15 protein-coding genes and 1 pseudogene are annotated in these 20,302 nt (G+C 60.9%); 10 read left to right on the forward strand and 6 right to left on the reverse strand.

The window, feature by feature from the left end; genetic code table 11:
• Position 1: 1 nt before the first annotated feature.
• The 5 genes and pseudogenes from cydC to L901_RS12180 all read right to left on the reverse strand — a co-directional run bounded on the left by cydC (position 2) and on the right by L901_RS12180 (position 5,574).
• Positions 2 to 1,693: a thiol reductant ABC exporter subunit CydC gene (gene cydC / locus L901_RS12160; protein ID WP_059756948.1), complete on the reverse strand. Its 1,692-nt coding sequence runs from the start codon at positions 1,691 to 1,693 to the stop codon at positions 2 to 4.
• Positions 1,690 to 3,485, reverse strand: a pseudogene (gene cydD / locus L901_RS12165) (thiol reductant ABC exporter subunit CydD). The gene cydC and the pseudogene cydD overlap by 4 nt, the downstream one beginning before the upstream one ends.
• 17 nt (positions 3,486 to 3,502) lie before the next feature.
• Positions 3,503 to 4,081, reverse strand: coding sequence for a GbsR/MarR family transcriptional regulator (locus tag L901_RS12170; RefSeq protein ID WP_003522458.1), 579 nt, complete (start codon positions 4,079 to 4,081; stop codon positions 3,503 to 3,505).
• 2 nt (positions 4,082 to 4,083) lie between these two features.
• Positions 4,084 to 4,290, reverse strand: coding sequence for a hypothetical protein (locus L901_RS27065; RefSeq protein ID WP_147401507.1), 207 nt, complete (start codon positions 4,288 to 4,290; stop codon positions 4,084 to 4,086).
• A gap of 252 nt (positions 4,291 to 4,542) precedes the next feature.
• Complete coding sequence (locus L901_RS12180; RefSeq protein ID WP_059756955.1) at positions 4,543 to 5,574, reverse strand: L-idonate 5-dehydrogenase; 1,032 nt, start codon at positions 5,572 to 5,574, stop codon at positions 4,543 to 4,545.
• A 220-nt stretch (positions 5,575 to 5,794) separates the two neighbouring features.
• On the opposite strand from L901_RS12180, the gene L901_RS12185 reads away from it, so the two are divergent.
• The 3 genes from L901_RS12185 to L901_RS12195 all read left to right on the forward strand — a co-directional run bounded on the left by L901_RS12185 (position 5,795) and on the right by L901_RS12195 (position 8,675).
• Positions 5,795 to 6,550, forward strand: a complete 756-nt coding sequence (locus L901_RS12185; RefSeq protein WP_003522158.1) for an SDR family oxidoreductase — start codon at positions 5,795 to 5,797, stop codon at positions 6,548 to 6,550.
• An 88-nt stretch (positions 6,551 to 6,638) separates the two neighbouring features.
• On the forward strand, positions 6,639 to 7,532 hold the full coding sequence (locus L901_RS12190; protein WP_035263414.1) for an NAD(P)-dependent oxidoreductase: 894 nt from the start codon (positions 6,639 to 6,641) through the stop codon (positions 7,530 to 7,532).
• Between the two features lie 159 nt (positions 7,533 to 7,691).
• Positions 7,692 to 8,675, forward strand: a complete 984-nt coding sequence (locus L901_RS12195) for an aldose 1-epimerase (protein ID WP_059757005.1) — start codon at positions 7,692 to 7,694, stop codon at positions 8,673 to 8,675.
• Between the two features lie 18 nt (positions 8,676 to 8,693).
• Here L901_RS12195 and L901_RS12200 read toward each other — a convergent pair whose 3' ends face one another.
• On the reverse strand, positions 8,694 to 9,155 hold the full coding sequence (locus tag L901_RS12200) for an Lrp/AsnC family transcriptional regulator (RefSeq protein ID WP_003522155.1): 462 nt from the start codon (positions 9,153 to 9,155) through the stop codon (positions 8,694 to 8,696).
• 167 nt (positions 9,156 to 9,322) lie between these two features.
• Here L901_RS12200 and L901_RS12205 point away from each other — a divergent pair, with 167 nt between their 5' ends.
• From L901_RS12205 to L901_RS12235, 7 genes are all read left to right on the forward strand, one after another.
• A complete protein-coding gene (locus L901_RS12205) occupies positions 9,323 to 10,036 on the forward strand; it encodes an aspartate/glutamate racemase family protein (RefSeq protein WP_035223929.1) in 714 nt (237 codons plus the stop codon).
• Complete coding sequence (locus L901_RS12210; protein WP_059756958.1) at positions 10,037 to 10,807, forward strand: class II glutamine amidotransferase; 771 nt, start codon at positions 10,037 to 10,039, stop codon at positions 10,805 to 10,807. It begins immediately after the preceding gene.
• Between the two features lie 441 nt (positions 10,808 to 11,248).
• Positions 11,249 to 13,711: a glycogen/starch/alpha-glucan phosphorylase gene (locus L901_RS12215; protein ID WP_059756961.1), complete on the forward strand. Its 2,463-nt coding sequence runs from the start codon at positions 11,249 to 11,251 to the stop codon at positions 13,709 to 13,711.
• On the forward strand, positions 13,711 to 15,918 hold the full coding sequence (glgB, locus tag L901_RS12220; RefSeq protein ID WP_059756964.1) for a 1,4-alpha-glucan branching protein GlgB: 2,208 nt from the start codon (positions 13,711 to 13,713) through the stop codon (positions 15,916 to 15,918). Before L901_RS12215 ends, glgB begins: the two co-directional genes overlap by 1 nt.
• Positions 15,919 to 15,939: 21 nt before the next feature.
• Positions 15,940 to 17,202 carry a glucose-1-phosphate adenylyltransferase gene (glgC, locus tag L901_RS12225; protein ID WP_003522150.1) on the forward strand — a complete coding sequence of 421 codons (1,263 nt, stop codon included), beginning with the start codon at positions 15,940 to 15,942 and terminating at the stop codon, positions 17,200 to 17,202.
• Positions 17,203 to 17,207: 5 nt separating this feature from the next.
• Positions 17,208 to 18,650, forward strand: a complete 1,443-nt coding sequence (glgA, locus tag L901_RS12230) for a glycogen synthase GlgA (RefSeq protein WP_059756967.1) — start codon at positions 17,208 to 17,210, stop codon at positions 18,648 to 18,650.
• A gap of 4 nt (positions 18,651 to 18,654) precedes the next feature.
• Positions 18,655 to 20,283, forward strand: a complete 1,629-nt coding sequence (locus L901_RS12235; RefSeq protein WP_059756970.1) for an alpha-D-glucose phosphate-specific phosphoglucomutase — start codon at positions 18,655 to 18,657, stop codon at positions 20,281 to 20,283.
• Positions 20,284 to 20,302: the final 19 nt, after the last annotated feature.

The following is a 20,302-nucleotide window of genomic DNA, read 5'->3' on the forward strand; positions in this document are numbered from 1 at the left end:
CTCAGTCCGGGCGCAGTGTCTCCAGCACTACGCCGTATTCCGGGGTGCCGCTTTGACATTCATCAAATTGACGCCCCTCTTTCAGCACGATGATGCGATCGGCAAATTCCGCCTCGCGGCGATTATGGGTGATCATCACGACAGTCTTTTCCTGCGCCCTCGCAAACAGCCGGGTGAGCACGTCGCGGGCGGTCTCGCCGTCCAGCCCTTCCGTCACCTCGTCAAGAAGCCAGAGCGGCCGGTCGGCGAGCAGGAAACGGGCGAGCGCCAGCCGGCGCGACTGGCCGCCGGAAAGCCCCTGGCCCGCCTCGCCAAGCCTTGTCTCCAGCCCGGTCGGCAAAGATTTGACGTGTTCGGCAAGGCCTGCCGCCTCGAGCGCGTCCCATAACTCGGCCCCGGTTGCGGTGGGTTTCGCCAGCCGCAGATTGTCGGCGATACTGTCGCGGAAAAGCTGGCTGCGCTGCGTCATCAGGGTGGACGGCAGGGCGTTGACCGTGCCCGCAGCCGGCTGCAATGCACCCGCCAGAAGCTGGATGAGGCTTGTCTTGCCCGCACCGCTCTGGCCGATGATGGCAACCCGTTCCCCGGAGGCGATTGCAAGGTTGATATTCGTCAGGACCGGATTGTCGTTCCCGTCCCGCTCCAGACGCACATTTTTGAGCTCTGCCGCCATGCCGTCGACCGGCGAGACGGGACAGCGGCCTTCAGACGTTGCCGAAAGACGCGGCGCGATGCGCCTTGCGGAAAACAATGTGCGCCCAAGTTCCATCGCTCCACGGCGCAGCGCCGTGAAAGGCTCCAGCGCGGCAAAACAGACGAGCAGCCCGAGTGCTGCGGCCGGCGCGCTCACCGCCCCCTGTTCCGCAAGCCAGGCCATGCCGAGAAGGGCGGCGCTCAAAAGAACGGCCGCTGAAAACCCGAAGGAAAAACCGGCACTGGTTTCGATACGGTTCAGGGTATCATCGCAGGCAGAGAGGTAATCATCCGCCCGTTTCACCGCCGCGACCTGCGCGGAAAGGCGGCCGGTGGTCAAGAGCTCCGTCTGCCCGCTTACGAGATCGGCCGTGCGGGCCCGAAGGGCTTCCAGCCCGATTGCCCGGCGGCGCGAGAATGTTTCCGCCCGCAAGGCGGCGCGAACCGAAACTCCAAGCCCCGCCGCGATGAGGAAAACCGCCGTCAGAATGCCCGCCAGAGGATGGAGAAAAGCAAGCCCGAGACCTGTCGCGATTGCAGCAAGGACCGCCACGGCGGCGGGAACCAGCACGCGCAGATAGAGCGAATCCAGCGCATCGATATCCGCCGTCAGCCGGTTCAGCAGGCGCGCAGGCCTCGCCTCCAGGGATTTCGCGGCCTGCGGCGCGGCAAACCCGCGAAACAGCTTTTCCCGAAGTGCTGCAAGCACGGAAAGCGTGGCGTCATGGGTCGTCATGCGTTCGCCGTAACGGGCGGCGGTGCGCGCCAGCGCCAGAAGACGAATGGCGGCCGAAGGCGCAAAGACATCGAAGGCATAGGCCGTTGCGGGCAGAAGACCGGCAATTGCCGTTGCGGTGATGAACCAGCCGGAAACGCCGAGAAGGCCGATGCCCGCCAGCACCGTCGTTACCGCCAGAACCGCGCCCGCCAGCAGCATGCCGCGCCGCGCCGACCAGAACAGGCCGATAATCGGTTTCAATATCGCAAAACGCGCGATCATGGCTGCCCCCTCGAATGGATCGCCGTCATATCCACGATCCTGTCCATGCGTGCCGCAAGCACCGGATCATGGGTCGCGACGATCAATGTCCTGCCATTTGCCAGTTGCAGCAGGTTATCCGTAACGAGAGCAGCCGTTTCGCGGTCGAGATGGGCTGTCGGCTCATCGGCCAGAACAAGCTGCGTTGCGGGGTCTGCGAAAGCACGCGCAATGGCAAGCCGCACCGCCTCCCCTCCAGAGATTCCATATCCGCCATCGCCGATCTGCAGATGCCGTCGCGCATGCGACAAGCTATCGAGCCCGGTGCGGCGCAGCGTCTCTTCCACCATACCGTCACTGACAACCGAACGGCCGAAGCGAATATTCGCCTTCAGCGAACCGGCAAAAAAGAACGGCTTCTGGCTGACCCAGCCGATCGTCCTGCGCAGCTCATCCGCCGTCGCATTCTCGAGCTTGACGCCGCCGATCCTGATCGAGCCCTCTCCAGCCTCGGCCAGCCCGGCAATCAAGGAGAGTACAGTGGATTTGCCACAACCGGAAGGCCCAAGAATTGCTACCCGCTCACCCTGCTGAACGGTCAGGTTGAGATTTTGGATGATAGGTGGGGCGCTCGGATAAGCGAAGGAGAGATTATCTATCTCCAGCAGGCCCGGCGTCGGGGATAGGACAGACGCCACATCCGCACCCTCGCCCGCGATGGCAGCACCGCCGGCCGTCAATTTGCCGAGCGCATCAAGCGCCGCTTCGCCGGCCGCGCGGTCGTGCCAGACGGCGGAGAGTTCCCGCAGCGGCTCGAAAAAGGCCGGCGCCAGCAGCAGGATGAAGAGGCCCTCGGCGAGCGTCAGCTTCTCGCCCCAGGCGCCGAAATCGAGAAATCCGAGCAGATGAAATCCGATATAGACGGCGGTCATGGCAACGCCGAGCGCCGCGAAAAGCTCCAGCACCGCCGAGGAGAGAAAGGCGATCCTGAGCACCGCCATCGTCCGCTTCTTCAGGTTTTGCGCATCGGCGCTGAGACGTTCCGCCGTCAATCGACGGCTTTAAGCGTGCGGATCGTTTCCAGCCCGCGCAGGCGATCGAGCAGGAAGGCATTCATATTGCCCGTCTCGGCAAGCTGCTTTTCGCTGGCGGCCCTGGCCTGCCAGCCGATGAGCGCCATGAAAAGCGGGATGGTTGGCATGGCGAGCAACAGCACCAGCGCCGCAATCCAGGTAAAGGGCAGGATCGCCAGCACGAAAACCAGCGGCACGATGGTCGCCTTCATCCGCGCCGGCTGAAAACGGGAAAGATAAGGCACCAGCGCTTCCGCCGCCTCGGCCACGACGCCTGCCGCCTCGCCGGATGCGGTGCGCGACAGATCGAGCGGGGAAACCTTCGCCACAGCCTGCAGCGCTTCCAGCCGCCGCTGCGACAGCGCCGCACGAGCGGCACGAAACGACAGCCGCGACGCGATCTTTTCCAGCCATGCCTTGATGAGGCCGAGGATGAGAACCGCAGCCGCAGCCGGTACGATCGCCATCATCGGCGCGCCATCGGCAATTCTTCCGACTGAAAAGGCAAGCAAACCTGCCTGCGGCAGCCAGAGCAAAGCCGCCAGCACATGCAGCAGAGCCACGGATCTCCCAACCGCCGGCGAGCGTGTCATTTTCGCCCACCCGGCGGCTCTGTCGTGTGAGGTTTTGCGGTTGGAATTGCTGAAGAAGCGCCGACACCTCGCGTCGGGCGAGACTCCAAGCGGAGCGGGACAGACAGACCCGTCACCATCGGCCCCCTGGCGGATTTCCACGGACATGCTCACGGCCGTTCTCCTCACCCGTCCTTCTTCGCGCCACGGGGTCTGGCGAGGGAGACGATCTTGTCCTTGGCCTCCAGAAGCTTCGTGACCTTCGAACCGAGCGCCAGAAGCGAAGCCAGCCTTTCCGTCTCCAGCCGCTTCACATCGTCATACCAGCCGGTCAGCTGCTCGATCAGCGTCTTCATCTCGTCGATGCGCTTTTGCGCATGCCGCTCATCTTCGTTTTCCGGCGTCTCCATCAGAATTTCACGCAGCACGCTGAGCGTGGGATCGATCTCGCGCTTCTTGCGCTCTTCGGCAAGGGTGCGGAGAATCTGCCAGACATCGTCAGGCGTCGTGAAAAAATCGCGCCGGTCGCCGGGAAAATGCTTGAGAATTGCAAGGTTCCACGCCTGCAACTCTTTCAGGCTCATCGACACGTTGGAACGGGAAATGCCGAGCGCCTCCACAATCTCGTCCGCACACAGCGGCTGCGGCGAAATATAAAGCAAAGCATAGACTTGGCCGACGGTGCGGTTGATGCCCCAGCGGCTGCCCATCTCACCGAAATGCAGCACGAAGGACTGAACGAGCGGGGACAGGCTGGTTGGCATTTTTACGTTTCCTGAATTTTCAGTAATTTCTGAAATTTCGATAACGCAAAAAACGGCAGCCGGCAAATCACCTTTTTGACCTGCGTCAAAATGTGCAAATGGGCAGAAACGACGCCGGTAAAGACGGTCGTGGGTGCAGCCCGGGGCAAAATATGCGGCAGTCGTGTTAGGGGGGATGACAGGCTGGGGCGTTTGCTGGCGTCCGTCACTTTCCCTCCGTCATTCCGGCCTTGAGCCGGAATCCAGCCAGCCCAAGTCCTTGGGCTGAAAGGACTCTCTCGCCGCGCAGACGCGCGCCGGCTAGATTCCGGCTCAAGGCCGGAATGACGTACCCAAAGCAGTTGATGATATCGATAACATCTTCACGAGTCTCCACGGGCAAGAACCCGCCGAAAAAAATCGGCGGCGGGATGACCCGCCGCCGATCGAAACGTCGGCACATTCGCGCGCAGAAACCTTGCTTACGAAAAAGCGATCTGCACCTTCATCGCACGGCTGCGGTCCGAGGCGAATTCGAAGGCCGAGATGGCGTCGACGAGATCGACGGTCTGGGTGATGAACGGCTTAACGTCGATCAGGCCCTTGCGCATCAATTCGACCCCGGTGGCGAATTCCTCATGGAAGCGGAAAGAGCCGCGCAGATCCAGTTCCTTGGCGGTGATCGCCATCATCGGCAGGCTCATATCGCCGCCAAGGCCGAGCTGGACGATGATGCCGCGCGGACGAAGCGCCGCAATACCGCCGGCAAGCGCCACGGCGGCGCCAGAGCATTCATAGAGAACATCGAAGGTTCCCTTGTTCGCGCCATAGGCGGCAAGTGCGTCGGGCTCATCCTTGCTGTTGATGACACGATCCGCACCGGCCTCTCGCGCCTTGGCAAGCGTGAAATCGGAAAGATCGGTGGCGACGATCTCAGCCGCGCCGGCACGGCGCGCCGCCAGAATGGAGAGGATGCCGATCGGGCCGCAACCGGTGACGAGCACGCGTTTCCCCAGCAAATCGCCAGCGCGGCGCGTGGCATGCAGCGTTACCGCCAGCGGTTCCGCCATGGCCGCCTCACCGGCGCTGAGCCCATCGGCCGGCACGCATTGCAGGGCGTCGGCCACCAGAACCTCACGGAAAGCGCCCTGAATATGCGGGAAAGGCATGGCGCTGCCATAAAAGCGCATGTTGAGGCACTGGTTGTGCAGGCCTTCCTGGCAGAAGCGGCAGGTTCGGCATGGGCGGGACGGCGAAACGGCAACCAGACCGCCGACCTTTAGCCCTTCCACGCCCTCGCCCAGTTCTTCGATGACGGCGGAGACCTCATGGCCGAGCACCATGGGTTCACGAAGCCGTACCGCGCCGAAACCGCCATGGTTGTAATAATGCAGATCGCTGCCGCAAATTCCGCCCCGGACCAGACGGAGCCGCACTTCTCCCGGCCCTGGCGCTTCCTCGGGCCGCTCCTCGATGCGCACATCCTTTGCCCCATGGGCAACAATCGCTCTCATAAATATCTCCCGTTCGACATCGCGCTTGAGCGGCGCGACAAAATAATCCGCATCCCTGTCACCGCCGCCTGCCGCGCATTTGCACGTCGTGCGACCTCCTCGCCCACCCGATCCGTACCGAAACCGGGCGTTTAAGCCTTGACATCCACGTCTGAAAGGGATGAATGTTATCGATAACATAAACCTGTACGAATGCAATGTCGAGAGACTGGAGGAAACAGTGGGCCTTAAATTGTTCGATCTTTCCGGCCGCCGCGCCCTGATCACGGGTTCGTCCCAAGGCATCGGCTTCGCGCTGGCGCAAGGGCTGGCGGAAGCGGGAGCGGAAGTGGTGCTGAACGGGCGCGATGAGGCGAAGCTGAAAGCCGCCGCCGCCGGCATCAAGGGTGCGAAAACGCTTGCCTTCGACGCCACCGATCATGAAGCCGTGCGCAAGGCCATCGACGGTTTCGAGGCGGAAGTCGGTCCCATCGATATTCTGGTCAACAATGCCGGCATGCAGCACCGCACGCCGCTTGAGGATTTTCCGGCAGATGCCTTCGAGCGCCTGCTGCAGACCAACATCGCCTCGGTGTTCCACGCCGGACAGGCGGCCGCGCGCCACATGATCAGCCGCGGTCGTGGCAAGATCATCAACATCGCCAGCGTTCAAACCGCCCTTGCCCGCCCCGGCATCGCGCCCTACACCGCCACCAAGGGCGCCGTCGGCAACCTGACGAAAGGCATGGCGACGGACTGGGCCAAATACGGCCTGCAATGCAACGCCATCGCACCCGGTTATTTCGACACGCCGCTCAACGCGGCCCTGGTGGCGGACGAGACCTTCTCGGCATGGCTTGAAAAGCGCACGCCCGCCGGTCGCTGGGGCAAGGTCGAAGAGCTTGTCGGCGCCTGCATCTTCCTGTCGTCCGATGCCTCATCCTTCGTGAACGGACATATTCTCTATGTCGACGGCGGCATCACCGCTTCGCTTTAAAAACACCGAAACCGGATGGCCGGCTGCGGCCGCCATCCGGTTTTGAACCGACGACACCACGACACTTTGGGAGGAGGCCGTGAACACCATGACCGAGAAGAACAAAGTCGCCCTGATCGGCGCCGGCGCCATGGGCGGGGCAATCGGCACACGGCTCATCGAGACCGGAAATCAGCTGACGGTTTTCGATCTGGATGCGGAAAAGGTGGCGGCGCTGACGAGTCTTGGCGCGCAGAGCGCGGGTACGGCGGCGGAAGCGGCTTCGGTTTCCGATGTGGTCATCCTCAGCCTCAATTCGCCGAAAATCGTTCGTATTGCCGTCTTCGGCAAGGATGGCGTCGCGGCGGGGGCGAAGCCCGGCACGCTCATCATCGACATGTCCTCCATCGACCCGGAAGCGACGAAGGAACTGGCGGCAGATGCCGCGGAAAAAGGCCTGCGCTGGGTGGACAGCCCGCTTTCGGGCGGCGCGCCCAAGGCGCTCATCGGGCAATTGACGCTGATGGCCGGCGGCAGCGAAACGGATGTGGCCGATGCGCATCGCGTGCTGCGGCATGTGGCCAGCAATTATACCCACATGGGACCCTGCGGCGCGGGGCAGACGACGAAACTCATCAACCAGGTTCTGTGCGGGCTGAACTTCCTTGCGGTGGCGGAAGCAACCCAGCTGGCGCTGGATGCCGGCGTCGATGCCGCCAAAATCCCGCAGGCGCTGAAGGGCGGCCGGGCCGACAGTGCCATCCTGCAGGAATATATGCCGCGTTATGTGGCGAAGGATTACCGCCGCACCGGCCGCATCGACAATATGGTGAAAGACCTCAACGGCGCGCAGGATCTCGCCCGGCGCACCAACACGGCCATGCCGCTGACAGCGGTTTGCGCCGAGGTGCACCGCATGCTGACGGCGGCCGGGCTGGGTGGAGAGGATCAGGCCGCGCTGATGGAATATTTTAGCGGCGCGAAACGCACTTTTCCGGACTGATCGCCCAGCAGACATGGGATGGCAGGAGCCTGTTGATACAGCCCATGCGGGCCCTTAACGGCCATTGCGAAATTGTCCTTCAGCGAAGATGATCGGGCGAATCGGCACGGCAGCTGCCCCGATGACCGCAGACGCATGCATGCAAAGGACAATTTCCCGATGACTACCTCCACCACAGGCACGGGGATTGCCGGTCTGACCGTTTCTGGAAACGGTTTCACTGCCGAAATCGCTTACGAGGGCGCGACGCTTTTAAGCTGGCGACCGGTCTCTGCCGATGGCGGCGAAGGCGAAAATCTTGTCGACGGATATTCGACGCCTGCCGAAATGCAGTCGCAAAACGGCGTGAGAAACGGCATTCTCGCCCCCTTCACCAATCGCGTCCCGGATGGTCGGTTCGGTTTTGGCGGGCAGATGCATCGCATCGAGCCGGTGCTTGCCCATGAAGCCCTCGTCTTCCACGGATTTGCCAGAGCCCTGCCCTTCGCGCTTGCGCAGTCTTTCGAGGAAAACGGCGCTCACATTCTCGTATTCCGCGCCGAAATAGCGCCTGCGGATTTCAAGGGTTATCCCTATCGGCTTGCCATCGAGGTGGAATATCGTTTCGCCGGCCATGAGATCACCATCGACATACGCGGCATCAATCGCGACGGCCGACCCCTGCCTTTCGCCGCCGGTTGGCATCCCTATTTCCGCCTGCCCGGCACGACGTCTATCGACGATCTTCTTCTCACACTGCCCTCGCGAACGGCGATTGAAACAGACGAAGACCTGATCCCCCTTCGGGATCCACAGGGCGGGATGGTCAAACGGGACGACACCCGCTTTCTCCATGCGCCGCTGGCCGGTCATGTGCTCGATGTCTGCTTCACCGACCTCATCGCATCCGAAAACGGGCTTTACGAGACGAGGCTGGAAAACCGGCACGACGGTTCGAGCCTGACGGTATGGCAGGAGCGCGGGCACATGCATGTCTTCACCGGCGATACGCTCGCCCGCGACAGGCGGCAATCCATCGCGCTCGAACCGGTGGAAACGCCGACCAACGCCTTCAACCAGCCGGAACTCGCGGATGCGATTGCGCTGCAACCGGGCGAGACGCGAAGCTTCCGCTTCGGTGTTCGTTTCGTGGCGGGACGCTGACCAAGGTTCGATCATCGCTCAGATATGTGTCGTCGGCAGCGAAGACGACAGCTTCACCGTCTCCATGGAGATATAAGCGGACATGTCGTAAAGCTCGACACGGCGCAGGATCTGTTTGTAGATCGTGTCGTAATATTCGACATTCGGCAGCACGAGTTTCAGAATATAGTCGAAATTACCGGTCAGCCGGTGAACCTCGACAATTTCCGGTATGGTGCTGACGGCGGCATGGAACCGGTCCAGCCAGTCCTCCGCATGCAGGCCGGTTCTCACCAGCAGGAAAACCGTGGTCGGCAGGTTGATCTTGCGCCGGTCGAGCAGCGCCATCGTACCCGTCACATAACCTTCCGCCCGCAGCCGCGTAATGCGCCGTGAACAGGCCGATAGCGACAGCGACACTTCCTCCGCGATATCGGCGAGCGGCGTTTCTGCATTTTCCTGGAGAATCGCAAGGATTCGGCGGTCGCGATCATCAATCATCGATAAAGAATGCACAGGTTAACGCAACAGCGCAAGAAATTTGCGATCTTTAGAGAAAGAGCGCCCTAGTTTTGCATCTAGGCCGCGAAATCCCTGCAAAAACGCATGCCGTTTTCGTCCCGACGATGGCATTCTTATTTTCAATCAAACTTGATAAGGGAACTCTTATGAAACGGATCGGCCTGATCGGCGGCATGAGCTGGGAATCCACCGCAACCTATTACCGCATGATCAACGAGGCCGTGCGCGACAGCCGCGGCGGGCTGGTCTCGGCAGACATCGTCATGCATTCGCTCGATTTTTCCGAAGTCGTCGCCCTTCAGAAGGCCGATCGCTGGGATGAGGCAGGTGCGCTTCTGGGTGCGGCCGGCGCGCGCCTTGCCAATGCGGGCGCCGATTGCGTGCTGATCTGCACCAACACCATGCATCTGGTCGCAGACACCGTGGAGAAGATGTCCGGCGTGGCGTTGATCGATATCATCGATGAAACCGCCGCAGCCCTGAAGGCGGACGGACGCCGCAAGCCGCTGCTGCTCGCCACCCGCTACACGATGGAACATGGTTTCTACACCGACCGCATGCGCCGCCACGGCGTCGAGGTGGTCGTGCCCGATGCGGAAGACCGGGCTGCGATCCACGACATCATCTTCGGCGAACTCTGCCAGGGCGAAATCAAGTCCTGCTCGCGCGAGCGCTATCTCGCGGTCATCGAGAAGGCCCGCGCACTTGGCGTCGATTCCGTCATTCTCGGCTGCACCGAGATTTCGCTGCTGATCGATCCCGATGCCCTGCCGCTGCCGGGTTACGATTCGACCGCCATTCACGCGAAGGCCGCCGTCGGCTTCGCGCTCGGAAACAAGGCCCTGAACAGAGCCGCATGAATGTGCCGCCTCTTTGCCTATTCCGGTAAACCGGTCTGGCTCGACAGTCTTCTGATCGAGCCGGAAGCATCACTGGTCAGCCAGTCCATGGCCGCAAGGGAAGCGAAAACCGTCGTCAATGGCGATGGCTGCGGCCTTGGCTGGTATGGCGAACGCGGAACGCCCGGCGTTTTTCGCGATACAAGGCCCGCCTGGTCCGACGCCAATCTGGCAGCGCTTTGCCACCAGCTCCGCTCGGGCATGTTCATGGCCCATGTCCGCTCCGCCACGTCAGGCGAAGTGTCCCGCGCCAACTGCCATCCCTTTGCGCATGGGCGATACCTGTTCATGCATAACGGCCAGATCGGCGGTTACGAGCAGATCAGGCGCGATATCGATTCCCTCATCCCCGACGATATCTATGCATCCCGGCGCGGCACTGGAGACAGCGAAGCCATTTTCCTGATTGCCGCCGGCCATGGCCTCGACGCAGAGCCGGTTCGCGCCATTTCCACCGCGCTGCGGCTCTGCCAGGAAAAGATGACGGCGGCAGGCGTCTCTTCCGCGCTGCGATTCAGTGCCGTTCTTATGGATGGCGATTGCCTGCATGCCTTCCGCTGGTCAAGCGACGACAAGCCGCCGACACTCTACTGGCGAGGGCTCGATGACGGCATCGCATTGAGTTCCGAACCCTTTTCCTTCGATTGCGCGCCCTGGTGCGCCGTTCCCCCCAATACCAGGGTGACGATCCGCGCCGGCGAGATGGCGATGGAACCTTTTCTTCTGCCGTAAACAGCGCCATTGGCGATGATCGCGGCCGGCTTTTACGCCCGCGCCACCACAGGTCGGCGCGGCGGCAGCGCCGCCCTGTTTATTTTCATTGAATTTTCACAACCGCGAAGGCTAGTGTGTGATCCGATAGTTCGAAACAGATTTCAGGACCGGTGAACCATTTCAGAAGTATTGCAGCCTCTTCCCCTTTTCCGAGCGATGCCCGGCATCGCAAGGACCAAGAAAATCCGCTGAAGAACGGCGCAGACAGGGCGATCAATGCCTTCGGCGATCCTTTGGGCGCCGAGAAAAACACTTATTTTTCATTGCGCTAAGCTGTTCAATTTTCCGAAAAAATTGCTGTTGCCACGCCTCCATATCGATGCATAAACTGGCATCAGCAAAGGCAAACCGGATCGACCTCATCAGACCCTCTCCTCCCACCAAGGTGCTGACCGACCAATGATCAATAATCTTAACGCCGCCGATCTTCCCCGTCCCGCCCCGCGCAGTTCCAACCCGGAAATCATGGCGTCGGAAATCATCGAACGCCTCACCTACCGTATCGGCAAGGATGTCAAGGTTGCCAAGCCCCATGACTGGCTGACCGCAACCATCCTCGTCGTCCGCGACCGCATCATCGACAAGTGGATGGAATCCACCCGCAAGGCCTATGCCAACAATTCCAAGCGCGTTTATTACCTGTCGCTCGAATTCCTGATCGGCCGCCTGATGCGCGACGCCATCTCCAATATCGGCCTGATGCACGAAATCCGCGATGCCCTGTCCTCGCTCGGCGTCGATCTGGATGTCATCGCCGGGCTGGAGCCGGATGCGGCGCTCGGCAATGGCGGTCTCGGCCGGCTTGCGGCCTGTTTCATGGAATCCATGGCGACCGTCGACATTCCCGCCTATGGCTACGGCATCCGTTACGTGCACGGCCTCTTCCGCCAGCAGATGGCGGACGGATGGCAGGTGGAACTGCCGGAAACCTGGCTGGCGCACGGCAACCCCTGGGAATTCGAGCGCCGCGAAAGCTCCTATGAGGTCGGCTTCGGCGGCTCGGTGGAAACCATCGGCGGTTATGAAGATCCGCAGCGTTTCGTCTGGAAACCGGCCGAACGCGTGATCGCCATGGCTTACGATACGCCGGTCGTCGGCTGGCGCGGCACCCGCGTCAATACGCTGCGCCTGTGGTCGGCGCAGCCTATCGACCCCATTCTGCTGGCCGCCTTCAACGCCGGCGACCATATCGGCGCATTGCGCGAAAGCAACAAGGCGGAAAGCCTGACGCGGGTTCTCTACCCCGCCGATGCGACGCCGGCCGGTCAGGAACTGCGCCTGCGGCAGGAGTTCTTCTTCTCCTCCGCCTCGCTGCAGGACATTCTGCGCCGCCATTTGCAGCAATATCCCGATTTCACCTCGCTGCCTGAGAAGGTTTCGATCCAGCTCAACGATACGCATCCGGCCATTTCCATCGCCGAAATGATGCGTCTTCTGTGCGATGTGCACGGGCTGGAATTCGAGGAAGCGTGGAAGATCACGCAGGGCACGTTCTCCTATACCAACCACACGCTTCTGCCGGAGGCGCTGGAAAGCTGGCCGGTGCCGCTGCTCGAGCGTCTTTTGCCAAGACATATGCAGATCGTCTATGCGATCAACGCCAACACGCTGGTCTACGCCCGCAAGGAAAAGAAGATGGCGGATCAGCAGATCCGTTCGATCTCGCTGATCGATGAAGGCGGCGAACGCCGCGTGCGCATGGGCAACCTCGCTTTCATCGGCTCGCATTCCATCAACGGCGTTTCCGCCCTTCATACCGACCTGATGAAGGAAACGGTCTTTGCCGACCTGCACAGCCTTTATCCTGACCGTATCAACAACAAGACCAATGGCATCACACCGCGCCGCTGGCTGATGCAGTGCAATCCGGGCCTCACCAGCCTGCTGCGCGAGGCGATCGGCGACGATTTCCTCGACGATGCGGAAAAGCTCACCGCGCTCGACCGTTTTGCCGACGATGCCGGTTTCCGCGAAAAATTCGCCGAGGTGAAGCGTCTGAACAAGGTGCGGCTTGCCAATACGGTGGCGCAGCGCATGGGCATCCGCGTCGATCCTTCGGCCATGTTCGACATCCAGATCAAGCGTATCCATGAATATAAGCGCCAGCTTCTTAACCTCGTGGAGACGGTCGCGCTTTACGATCAGATCCGTTCTCACCCGGAACTGGATTGGGTACCGCGCGTTAAGTTCTTCGCAGGCAAGGCGGCGCCGAGTTATCACAACGCGAAGCTGATCATAAAGCTTGCCAACGATATTGCCCGGGTCATCAACAACGATCCGGCCGTGCGCGGGCTTCTGAAAGTGGTGTTTATTCCGAACTATAACGTCTCGCTTGCGGAAATCATGGTTCCCGCCGCCGATCTTTCCGAACAGATCTCGACGGCCGGCATGGAAGCTTCCGGCACCGGCAACATGAAATTCGCACTCAACGGCGCGCTCACCATCGGCACGCTCGATGGCGCCAATGTCGAAATGCGCGATCATGTCGGCGCGGAGAATATCGTCATCTTCGGAATGACGGCAGACGAAGTGGCCAAGGCGCGCGCCGAAGGCCACAATCCCCGCGCGATCATCGAAGGATCGGCCGAGCTGTCGCAGGCGCTGTCATCCATCGCCTCCGGCGTCTTCTCGCCGGATGACCGCTCCCGTTTCGCCGGCCTGATCGACGGTATCTACAACAGCGACTGGTTCATGGTCGCCGCCGACTTCGACGCCTATGCCAATGCGCAGCGGGAAGTAGACGCGATCTGGAGCGATCCGGATAGCTGGTATGCCAAGACAGTGCGCAACACGGCGCGCATGGGCTGGTTCTCGTCCGACCGGACAATCCGCCAATATGCCACCGAGATCTGGAGAGCCTGATGAAAAAACCGCTCAATTCGGCCGAAGAGAAAAAGACTGGCGACATCACGAAGGCTGAAATCGAGGCGATCAAGAGCGGTTTGCATTCCAATCCCTTTGCCCTTCTCGGCGTTCACGAAACGCCGGAAGGGTTTTCCGCCCGCTGTTTCATTCCCGGCGCCGAGGAGGTTTCCGTCCTGACGCTGGACGGAAATTTCGTGGGCGAATTGAAGCGGCTCGATCCGGATGGCTTTTTCGAAGGCCGGATCGATCTTTCGAAGCGACAGCCGGTGCGGTATCGCGCCAGCCGCGACGATGCCGAATGGGCGGTGACCGATCCTTACAGTTTCGGCCCGGTTCTCGGCCCCATGGACGATTATTTCGTCCGCGAAGGATCGCATCTCAGACTCTTCGACAGGATGGGCGCGCATCCGCTGAAGCTCGAGGGCGTCGAGGGCTTCCACTTCGCCGTTTGGGCCCCCAATGCGCGACGCGTTTCCGTCGTCGGCGATTTCAACAATTGGGATGGCCGCCGGCATGTCATGCGGTTCCGCAAGGATACCGGCATCTGGGAAATCTTCGCGCCTGACGTCTATGCCGGCTGTGCCTACAAGTTCGAAATCCTCGGCGCAAACGGCGAGCTTCTGCCGTTGAAGGCAGACCCCTATGCGCGGCGCGCCGAGTTGCGGCCGAAGAACGCCTCCGTCACCGCGCCGGAACTCACCCAGAAATGGGAAGATCAGGCTCACCGGGAACATTGGGCGCAGGTGGACCAGCGCCGCCAGCCGATCAGCATTTACGAGGTGCATGCCGGCTCCTGGCGGCGGCGCGAGGACGGCACGTTCCTGAGCTGGGATGAACTGGCCGCCCAGCTCATTCCCTATTGCACGGATATGGGCTTCACCCATATCGAGTTCCTGCCGATCACCGAACATCCCTATGACCCTTCATGGGGTTACCAGACGACCGGGCTTTATGCGCCGTCCGCCCGCTTTGGCGATCCGGAGGGCTTTGCGCGTTTCGTCAATGGCGCCCACAAGGTCGGCATCGGCATCCTGCTCGATTGGGTTCCAGCGCATTTTCCAACCGACGAGCACGGCTTGCGCTGGTTCGATGGCACCGCGCTTTACGAACATGCCGATCCGCGGCAGGGTTTTCACCCCGACTGGAACACGGCCATCTATAATTTCGGCCGCATTGAGGTGATGTCCTACCTCATCAACAATGCGCTTTATTGGGCCGAAAAATTCCATCTCGACGGCCTGCGCGTCGATGCGGTCGCCTCGATGCTCTATCTCGATTATTCCCGCAAGGAAGGCGAGTGGATCCCCAATGAATATGGCGGGCGGGAAAATCTCGAATCCGTCCGCTTCCTGCAGAAGATGAATTCCCTCATCTACGGCACCCATCCGGGCGTCATGACCATTGCCGAGGAATCCACCTCCTGGCCAAAAGTATCGCAGCCGGTCCACGAGGGCGGCCTCGGCTTCGGCTTCAAATGGAACATGGGCTTCATGCACGATACGCTGAGTTATTTCTCGCGCGAGCCGGTGCATCGCAAGTTCCACCATCAGGAGCTGACCTTCGGCCTGCTTTACGCCTTCAGCGAAAATTTCGTGCTGCCGCTTTCCCATGACGAGGTGGTGCACGGCAAGGGATCGCTGATCGCCAAGATGTCCGGCGACGACTGGCAGAAATTCGCCAATCTGCGGTCCTATTACGCCTTCATGTGGGGTTATCCCGGCAAGAAGCTGCTGTTCATGGGGCAGGAATTCGCACAATGGAGCGAATGGAGCGAAAAGGGCTCGCTCGACTGGAACCTGCGCCAATATCCGATGCATGAGGGCATGCGCCGCCTCGTGCGCGATCTCAACCTCACCTACCGTTCAAAACCCGCTTTGCACGCCCGCGACTGTGAACCGGAAGGTTTCCGCTGGCTTGTGGTGGATGACCACGACAATTCCGTCTTCGCCTGGCTGCGCATGGCGCCGGGTGAAAAGCCGGTGGCGGTTATCTGCAATCTCACGCCGGTCTATCGGGAAAACTATTATGTGCCGCTTCCGCTTGCGGGGCGGTGGAGGGAGATTCTCAACACCGACGCCGAAATTTATGGCGGCAGCGGCAAGGGAAATGGCGGACGCGTTCAGGCGGTCGATGCCGGGGGAGACATCGGGACAATGCTCGTGCTGCCGCCACTCGCAACGATCATGCTCGAGCCGGAAAACTGACAGACAGAGAGGGAGGACACCATGTCGGAAAAAAGAGTTCAGCCTTTGGCACGCGATGCAATGGCCTATGTCCTCGCAGGCGGCAGAGGAAGCCGCCTGAAGGAATTGACGGACCGCCGGGCAAAACCCGCCGTCTATTTCGGCGGCAAGGCGCGCATCATCGATTTTGCGCTCTCCAACGCGCTCAATTCCGGCATTCGCCGCATCGGCGTCGCCACGCAATACAAGGCGCACTCGCTCATCCGCCACCTGCAGCGCGGCTGGGATTTCTTCCGTCCCGAGCGTAACGAAAGCTTCGATATTCTGCCGGCCTCCCAGCGCGTTTCCGAAACGCAATGGTATGAAGGCACGGCCGACGCCGTCTACCAGAACATCGACATCATCGAGCCCTATGCGCCGGAATATATGGTCATCCTCGCCGGCGACCATATCTACAAAATGGATTACGAATACATGCTGCAGCAGCATGTCGATTCCGGCGCCGACGTGACGATCGGCTGCCTTGAAGTGCCGCGCATGGAAGCGACCGGCTTCGGCGTGATGCATGTGAATGAAAAAGACGAGATCATCGATTTCATCGAAAAGCCGGCCGATCCGCCGGGCATTCCCGGCAATGAGGGCTTCGCTCTCGCCTCGATGGGCATCTACGTCTTCCACACGAAATTCCTGATGGAAGCCCTGCGCCGCGACGCCGCAGACCCGACTTCCAGCCGCGACTTCGGCAAGGACATCATTCCCTATATCGTCGAGCACGGCAAAGCCGTCGCCCATCGCTTCGCCGATAGTTGCGTGCGTTCGGACTTCGAGCATGGCCCTTACTGGCGCGACGTCGGCACCATCGACGCCTATTGGCAGGCCAATATCGACCTGACCGATGTGGTGCCGGACCTCGATATCTACGACAAGTCCTGGCCGATCTGGACCTATGCGGAAATCACGCCGCCGGCGAAATTCGTGCACGATGACGAGAACCGCCGCGGTTCGGCCGTGTCTTCGGTCGTCTCCGGCGATTGCATCATTTCCGGCGCCTCCCTGCAGCGCAGCCTGCTGTTTACCGGGGTGCGCGCTAATTCATACTCCCGCCTTGAGAATGCCGTAGTACTGCCGAGTGTGAAGATCGGGCGTCATGCCCAGCTCAGCAATGTCGTCATCGACCATGGCGTGGTCATTCCGGAAGGACTGATTGTAGGAGAAGACCCAGAACTGGATGCCAAACGTTTCCGCCGCACCGAAAACGGCATTTGCCTTATCACCCAATCGATGATCGACAAGCTGGACCTGTAGAGCCCATGAATGTCCTTTCGGTTTCATCCGAAATCTATCCCCTGATCAAGACCGGAGGGCTCGCCGACGTTGCCGGCGCGCTCCCCATCGCGCTGGAAGCCCATGGCGTCACGACGCGCACATTGATACCCGGATATCCGGCGGTGAAAGCCGCCGTGACGGACCCCGTCAAATGTTTCGAATTTACCGACCTGCTCGGCGAAAAAGCCGATGTGCTCGAAGTGCGGCATGAGGGGCTCGACCTCCTCATTCTCGATGCGCCCGCTTATTACGAGCGCTCCGGCGGCCCCTATCTCGACCAGACCGGCAAGGATTACCCTGACAACTGGAAGCGTTTCGCGGCGCTGTCGCTGGCTGCGGCCCGCATTGCCGCCGGCGCGCTTCCCGGCTGGCGGCCGGATATGGTGCATGCTCATGACTGGCAGGCCGCGATGGCCCCGGTCTATATGCGTTATGCCGAAACGCCCGAGATTCCGAGCCTTCTCACCATCCACAACATCGCTTTTCAGGGCCAGTTCGGCGCGAATATCTTCAGCAAGCTTGCATTGCCCGCCCATGCCTTCGGCATGGAAGGCATCGAATATTACAACGATGTGAGCTTCCTGAAGGGCGGCCTGCAGACGGCAACGGCGCTCAGCACCGTCAGCCCGTCCTATGCCGAGGAAATCCTCACCCCGCAATTCGGCATGGGGCTGGAAGGAGTGATCGGCAGCCGCGCCCATGTGCTGCACGGCATCGTCAACGGCATCGATGCCGATGTCTGGAACCCAGCGACGGACCATCTGATCCACGACAATTATTCAGCCGCCAATCTCAAGAACCGCGCGCTGAACAAGAAGGCGGTCGCCGAACATTTCCGCATCGACGATGATGACAGCCCGCTTTTCTGCATCATCTCCCGCCTCACCTGGCAGAAGGGCATCGACCTCATGGCGGAAGCCGTGGATGAGATCGTTTCCCTCGGCGGCCGTCTGGTGGTGCTGGGAGCCGGCGATGTAGCGCTGGAAGGCGCGCTTCTGGCGGCAGCATCCCGCCACCATGGCCGCGTCGGCGTTGCCGTCGGTTATAACGAGCCGTTGTCGCATCTGATGCAGGGGGGCTGCGATGCGATCATCATTCCCTCGCGTTTCGAACCCTGCGGCCTCACCCAGCTTTATGCGCTGCGCTATGGCTGCATTCCGGTCGTCGCCCGCACCGGCGGCCTTGCCGACACGGTGATCGACGCCAACCATGCCGCCATCGCCAATAAATCGGCGACCGGCGTGCAGTTTTCACCCGTTACGCTCGATGGTCTGAAACAGGCGATCCGCCGGACCGTCCGTTATTATCACGACCCGAAACTATGGACACAAATGCAGAAACTCGGAATGAAATCCGATGTTTCCTGGGAAAAGAGCGCCGGTCTTTACGCCGCGCTTTACAGCCAGCTTATTTCGAAAGGCCATTGAAACAATGATCAAGACCGTTCAGACGAAGCCCTATCAGGACCAGAAGCCGGGCACATCCGGCCTGCGCAAGAAGGTGCCAGTCTTCGCCCAGGAAAATTACGCCGAGAATTTCATCCAGTCGATCTTTGACGCGCTTGAAGGTTTTCAGGGCCAGACGCTGGTGATTGGCGGCGACGGCCGTTATTACAACCGCGAAGTCATCCAGAAGGCGATCAAAATGGCCGCCGCTGCCGGTTTCGGCAAGGTTCTGGTTGGTCAGGGCGGCATTCTTTCCACGCCCGCCGCCTCTAACATCATCCGCAAATACAAGGCCTTCGGCGGCATCGTGCTTTCCGCCAGCCACAATCCCGGCGGCCCGAACGAAGATTTCGGCATCAAATACAATATCGGCAATGGCGGCCCCGCACCGGAAAAGATCACCGATGCGATCTATGCCCGCTCGAAGGTCATCGACAGCTACAAAATCTCCGACGCCGCCGATATCGATCTCGACAAGGTGGGCAGCTTCAAGGTGGACGAACTGACCGTCGAGGTGATCGATCCGGTTGCCGATTACGCCGCCCTGATGGAAGAGCTGTTCGATTTCGCCGCCATCCGCGCGCTGATCGCCGGCGGTTTCAAGGTCGTGGTCGATTCCATGAGCGCCGTCACCGGGCCCTATGCCGTGGAAATCATCGAAAAGCGTCTCGGCGCGCCGAAGGGCTCCGTCCGCAACGCAACGCCGCTGCCGGATTTCGGCGGCCATCATCCCGACCCGAATCTTGTCCACGCCAAGGAGCTTTATGACGACGTCATGAGCCCGGAAGGCCCCGATTTCGGCGCGGCCTCCGATGGCGACGGCGACCGCAACATGGTGGTCGGCAAGGGCATGTTCGTCACCCCGTCCGACAGCCTCGCCATTATCGCGGCCAATGCCAAACTGGCCCCGGGTTATGCCGGCGGCATTTCCGGCATTGCCCGTTCGATGCCGACGAGTGCGGCGGCGGACCGTGTGGCCGAAAAGCTTGGCCTTGGCATGTATGAAACGCCGACCGGCTGGAAATTTTTCGGCAATCTCATGGATGCCGGCAAGGTAACGATCTGCGGCGAAGAAAGCTTCGGCACGGGTTCCAACCATGTGCGCGAAAAGGACGGCCTGTGGGCCGTGCTCTACTGGCTGAACATTGTCGCCGCGCGCAAGGAAAGCGTGAAGGACATCGTCACAAAGCACTGGGCCGAATATGGCCGCAACTATTATTCCCGCCATGACTATGAGGAAGTGGATTCGGACGCCGCCAACACGCTGGTCGCAACCCTGCGCGAAAAACTCGCCACACTTCCCGGCACCAGCTACGGCAATCTGAAGGTCGCGGCGGCGGATGATTTTGCCTATCACGATCCTGTCGATCAGTCGGTCAGCAAAAATCAGGGCATCCGCATCCTGTTCGAAGGCGGTTCGCGCATCGTGCTGCGCCTTTCCGGCACGGGTACTGCGGGCGCCACACTTCGCCTTTATGTCGAGCGTTATGAGCCGGATGCGGCCCGTCACGGCATCGAAACGCAGGAGGCGCTTGCCGACCTGATTTCCGTTGCCGATACGATCGCCGGCATCAAGGCCCATACCGGCCGTAGCGAGCCGAGCGTTATTACCTGAGGGTTTTGTTCAGTTGCTG

It is taken from the genome of Agrobacterium sp. D14 (assembly GCF_001526505.1).
Classification (GTDB): Bacteria; Pseudomonadota; Alphaproteobacteria; order Rhizobiales; family Rhizobiaceae; genus Agrobacterium; species Agrobacterium leguminum.

What these genes read in the sequence shown, in the direction of transcription:
- glgA (WP_059756967.1), top strand. Translation starts at nt 17,208, where the DNA reads ATGAATGTCCTTTCGGTTTCATCCGAAATCTATCCCCTGATCAAGACC.
- L901_RS12215 (WP_059756961.1), top strand. Translation starts at nt 11,249, where the DNA reads ATGATCAATAATCTTAACGCCGCCGATCTTCCCCGTCCCGCCCCGCGC.
- L901_RS12190 (WP_035263414.1), top strand. Translation starts at nt 6,639, where the DNA reads ATGACCGAGAAGAACAAAGTCGCCCTGATCGGCGCCGGCGCCATGGGC.
- L901_RS12210 (WP_059756958.1), top strand. Translation starts at nt 10,037, where the DNA reads ATGTGCCGCCTCTTTGCCTATTCCGGTAAACCGGTCTGGCTCGACAGT.
- L901_RS12180 (WP_059756955.1), bottom strand. Translation starts at nt 5,574, where the DNA reads ATGAGAGCGATTGTTGCCCATGGGGCAAAGGATGTGCGCATCGAGGAG.
- cydC (WP_059756948.1), bottom strand. Translation starts at nt 1,693, where the DNA reads ATGATCGCGCGTTTTGCGATATTGAAACCGATTATCGGCCTGTTCTGG.
- L901_RS12195 (WP_059757005.1), top strand. Translation starts at nt 7,692, where the DNA reads ATGACTACCTCCACCACAGGCACGGGGATTGCCGGTCTGACCGTTTCT.
- L901_RS12235 (WP_059756970.1), top strand. Translation starts at nt 18,655, where the DNA reads ATGATCAAGACCGTTCAGACGAAGCCCTATCAGGACCAGAAGCCGGGC.
- glgB (WP_059756964.1), top strand. Translation starts at nt 13,711, where the DNA reads ATGAAAAAACCGCTCAATTCGGCCGAAGAGAAAAAGACTGGCGACATC.
- L901_RS12205 (WP_035223929.1), top strand. Translation starts at nt 9,323, where the DNA reads ATGAAACGGATCGGCCTGATCGGCGGCATGAGCTGGGAATCCACCGCA.
- L901_RS12170 (WP_003522458.1), bottom strand. Translation starts at nt 4,081, where the DNA reads ATGCCAACCAGCCTGTCCCCGCTCGTTCAGTCCTTCGTGCTGCATTTC.
- L901_RS12200 (WP_003522155.1), bottom strand. Translation starts at nt 9,155, where the DNA reads ATGATTGATGATCGCGACCGCCGAATCCTTGCGATTCTCCAGGAAAAT.
- glgC (WP_003522150.1), top strand. Translation starts at nt 15,940, where the DNA reads ATGTCGGAAAAAAGAGTTCAGCCTTTGGCACGCGATGCAATGGCCTAT.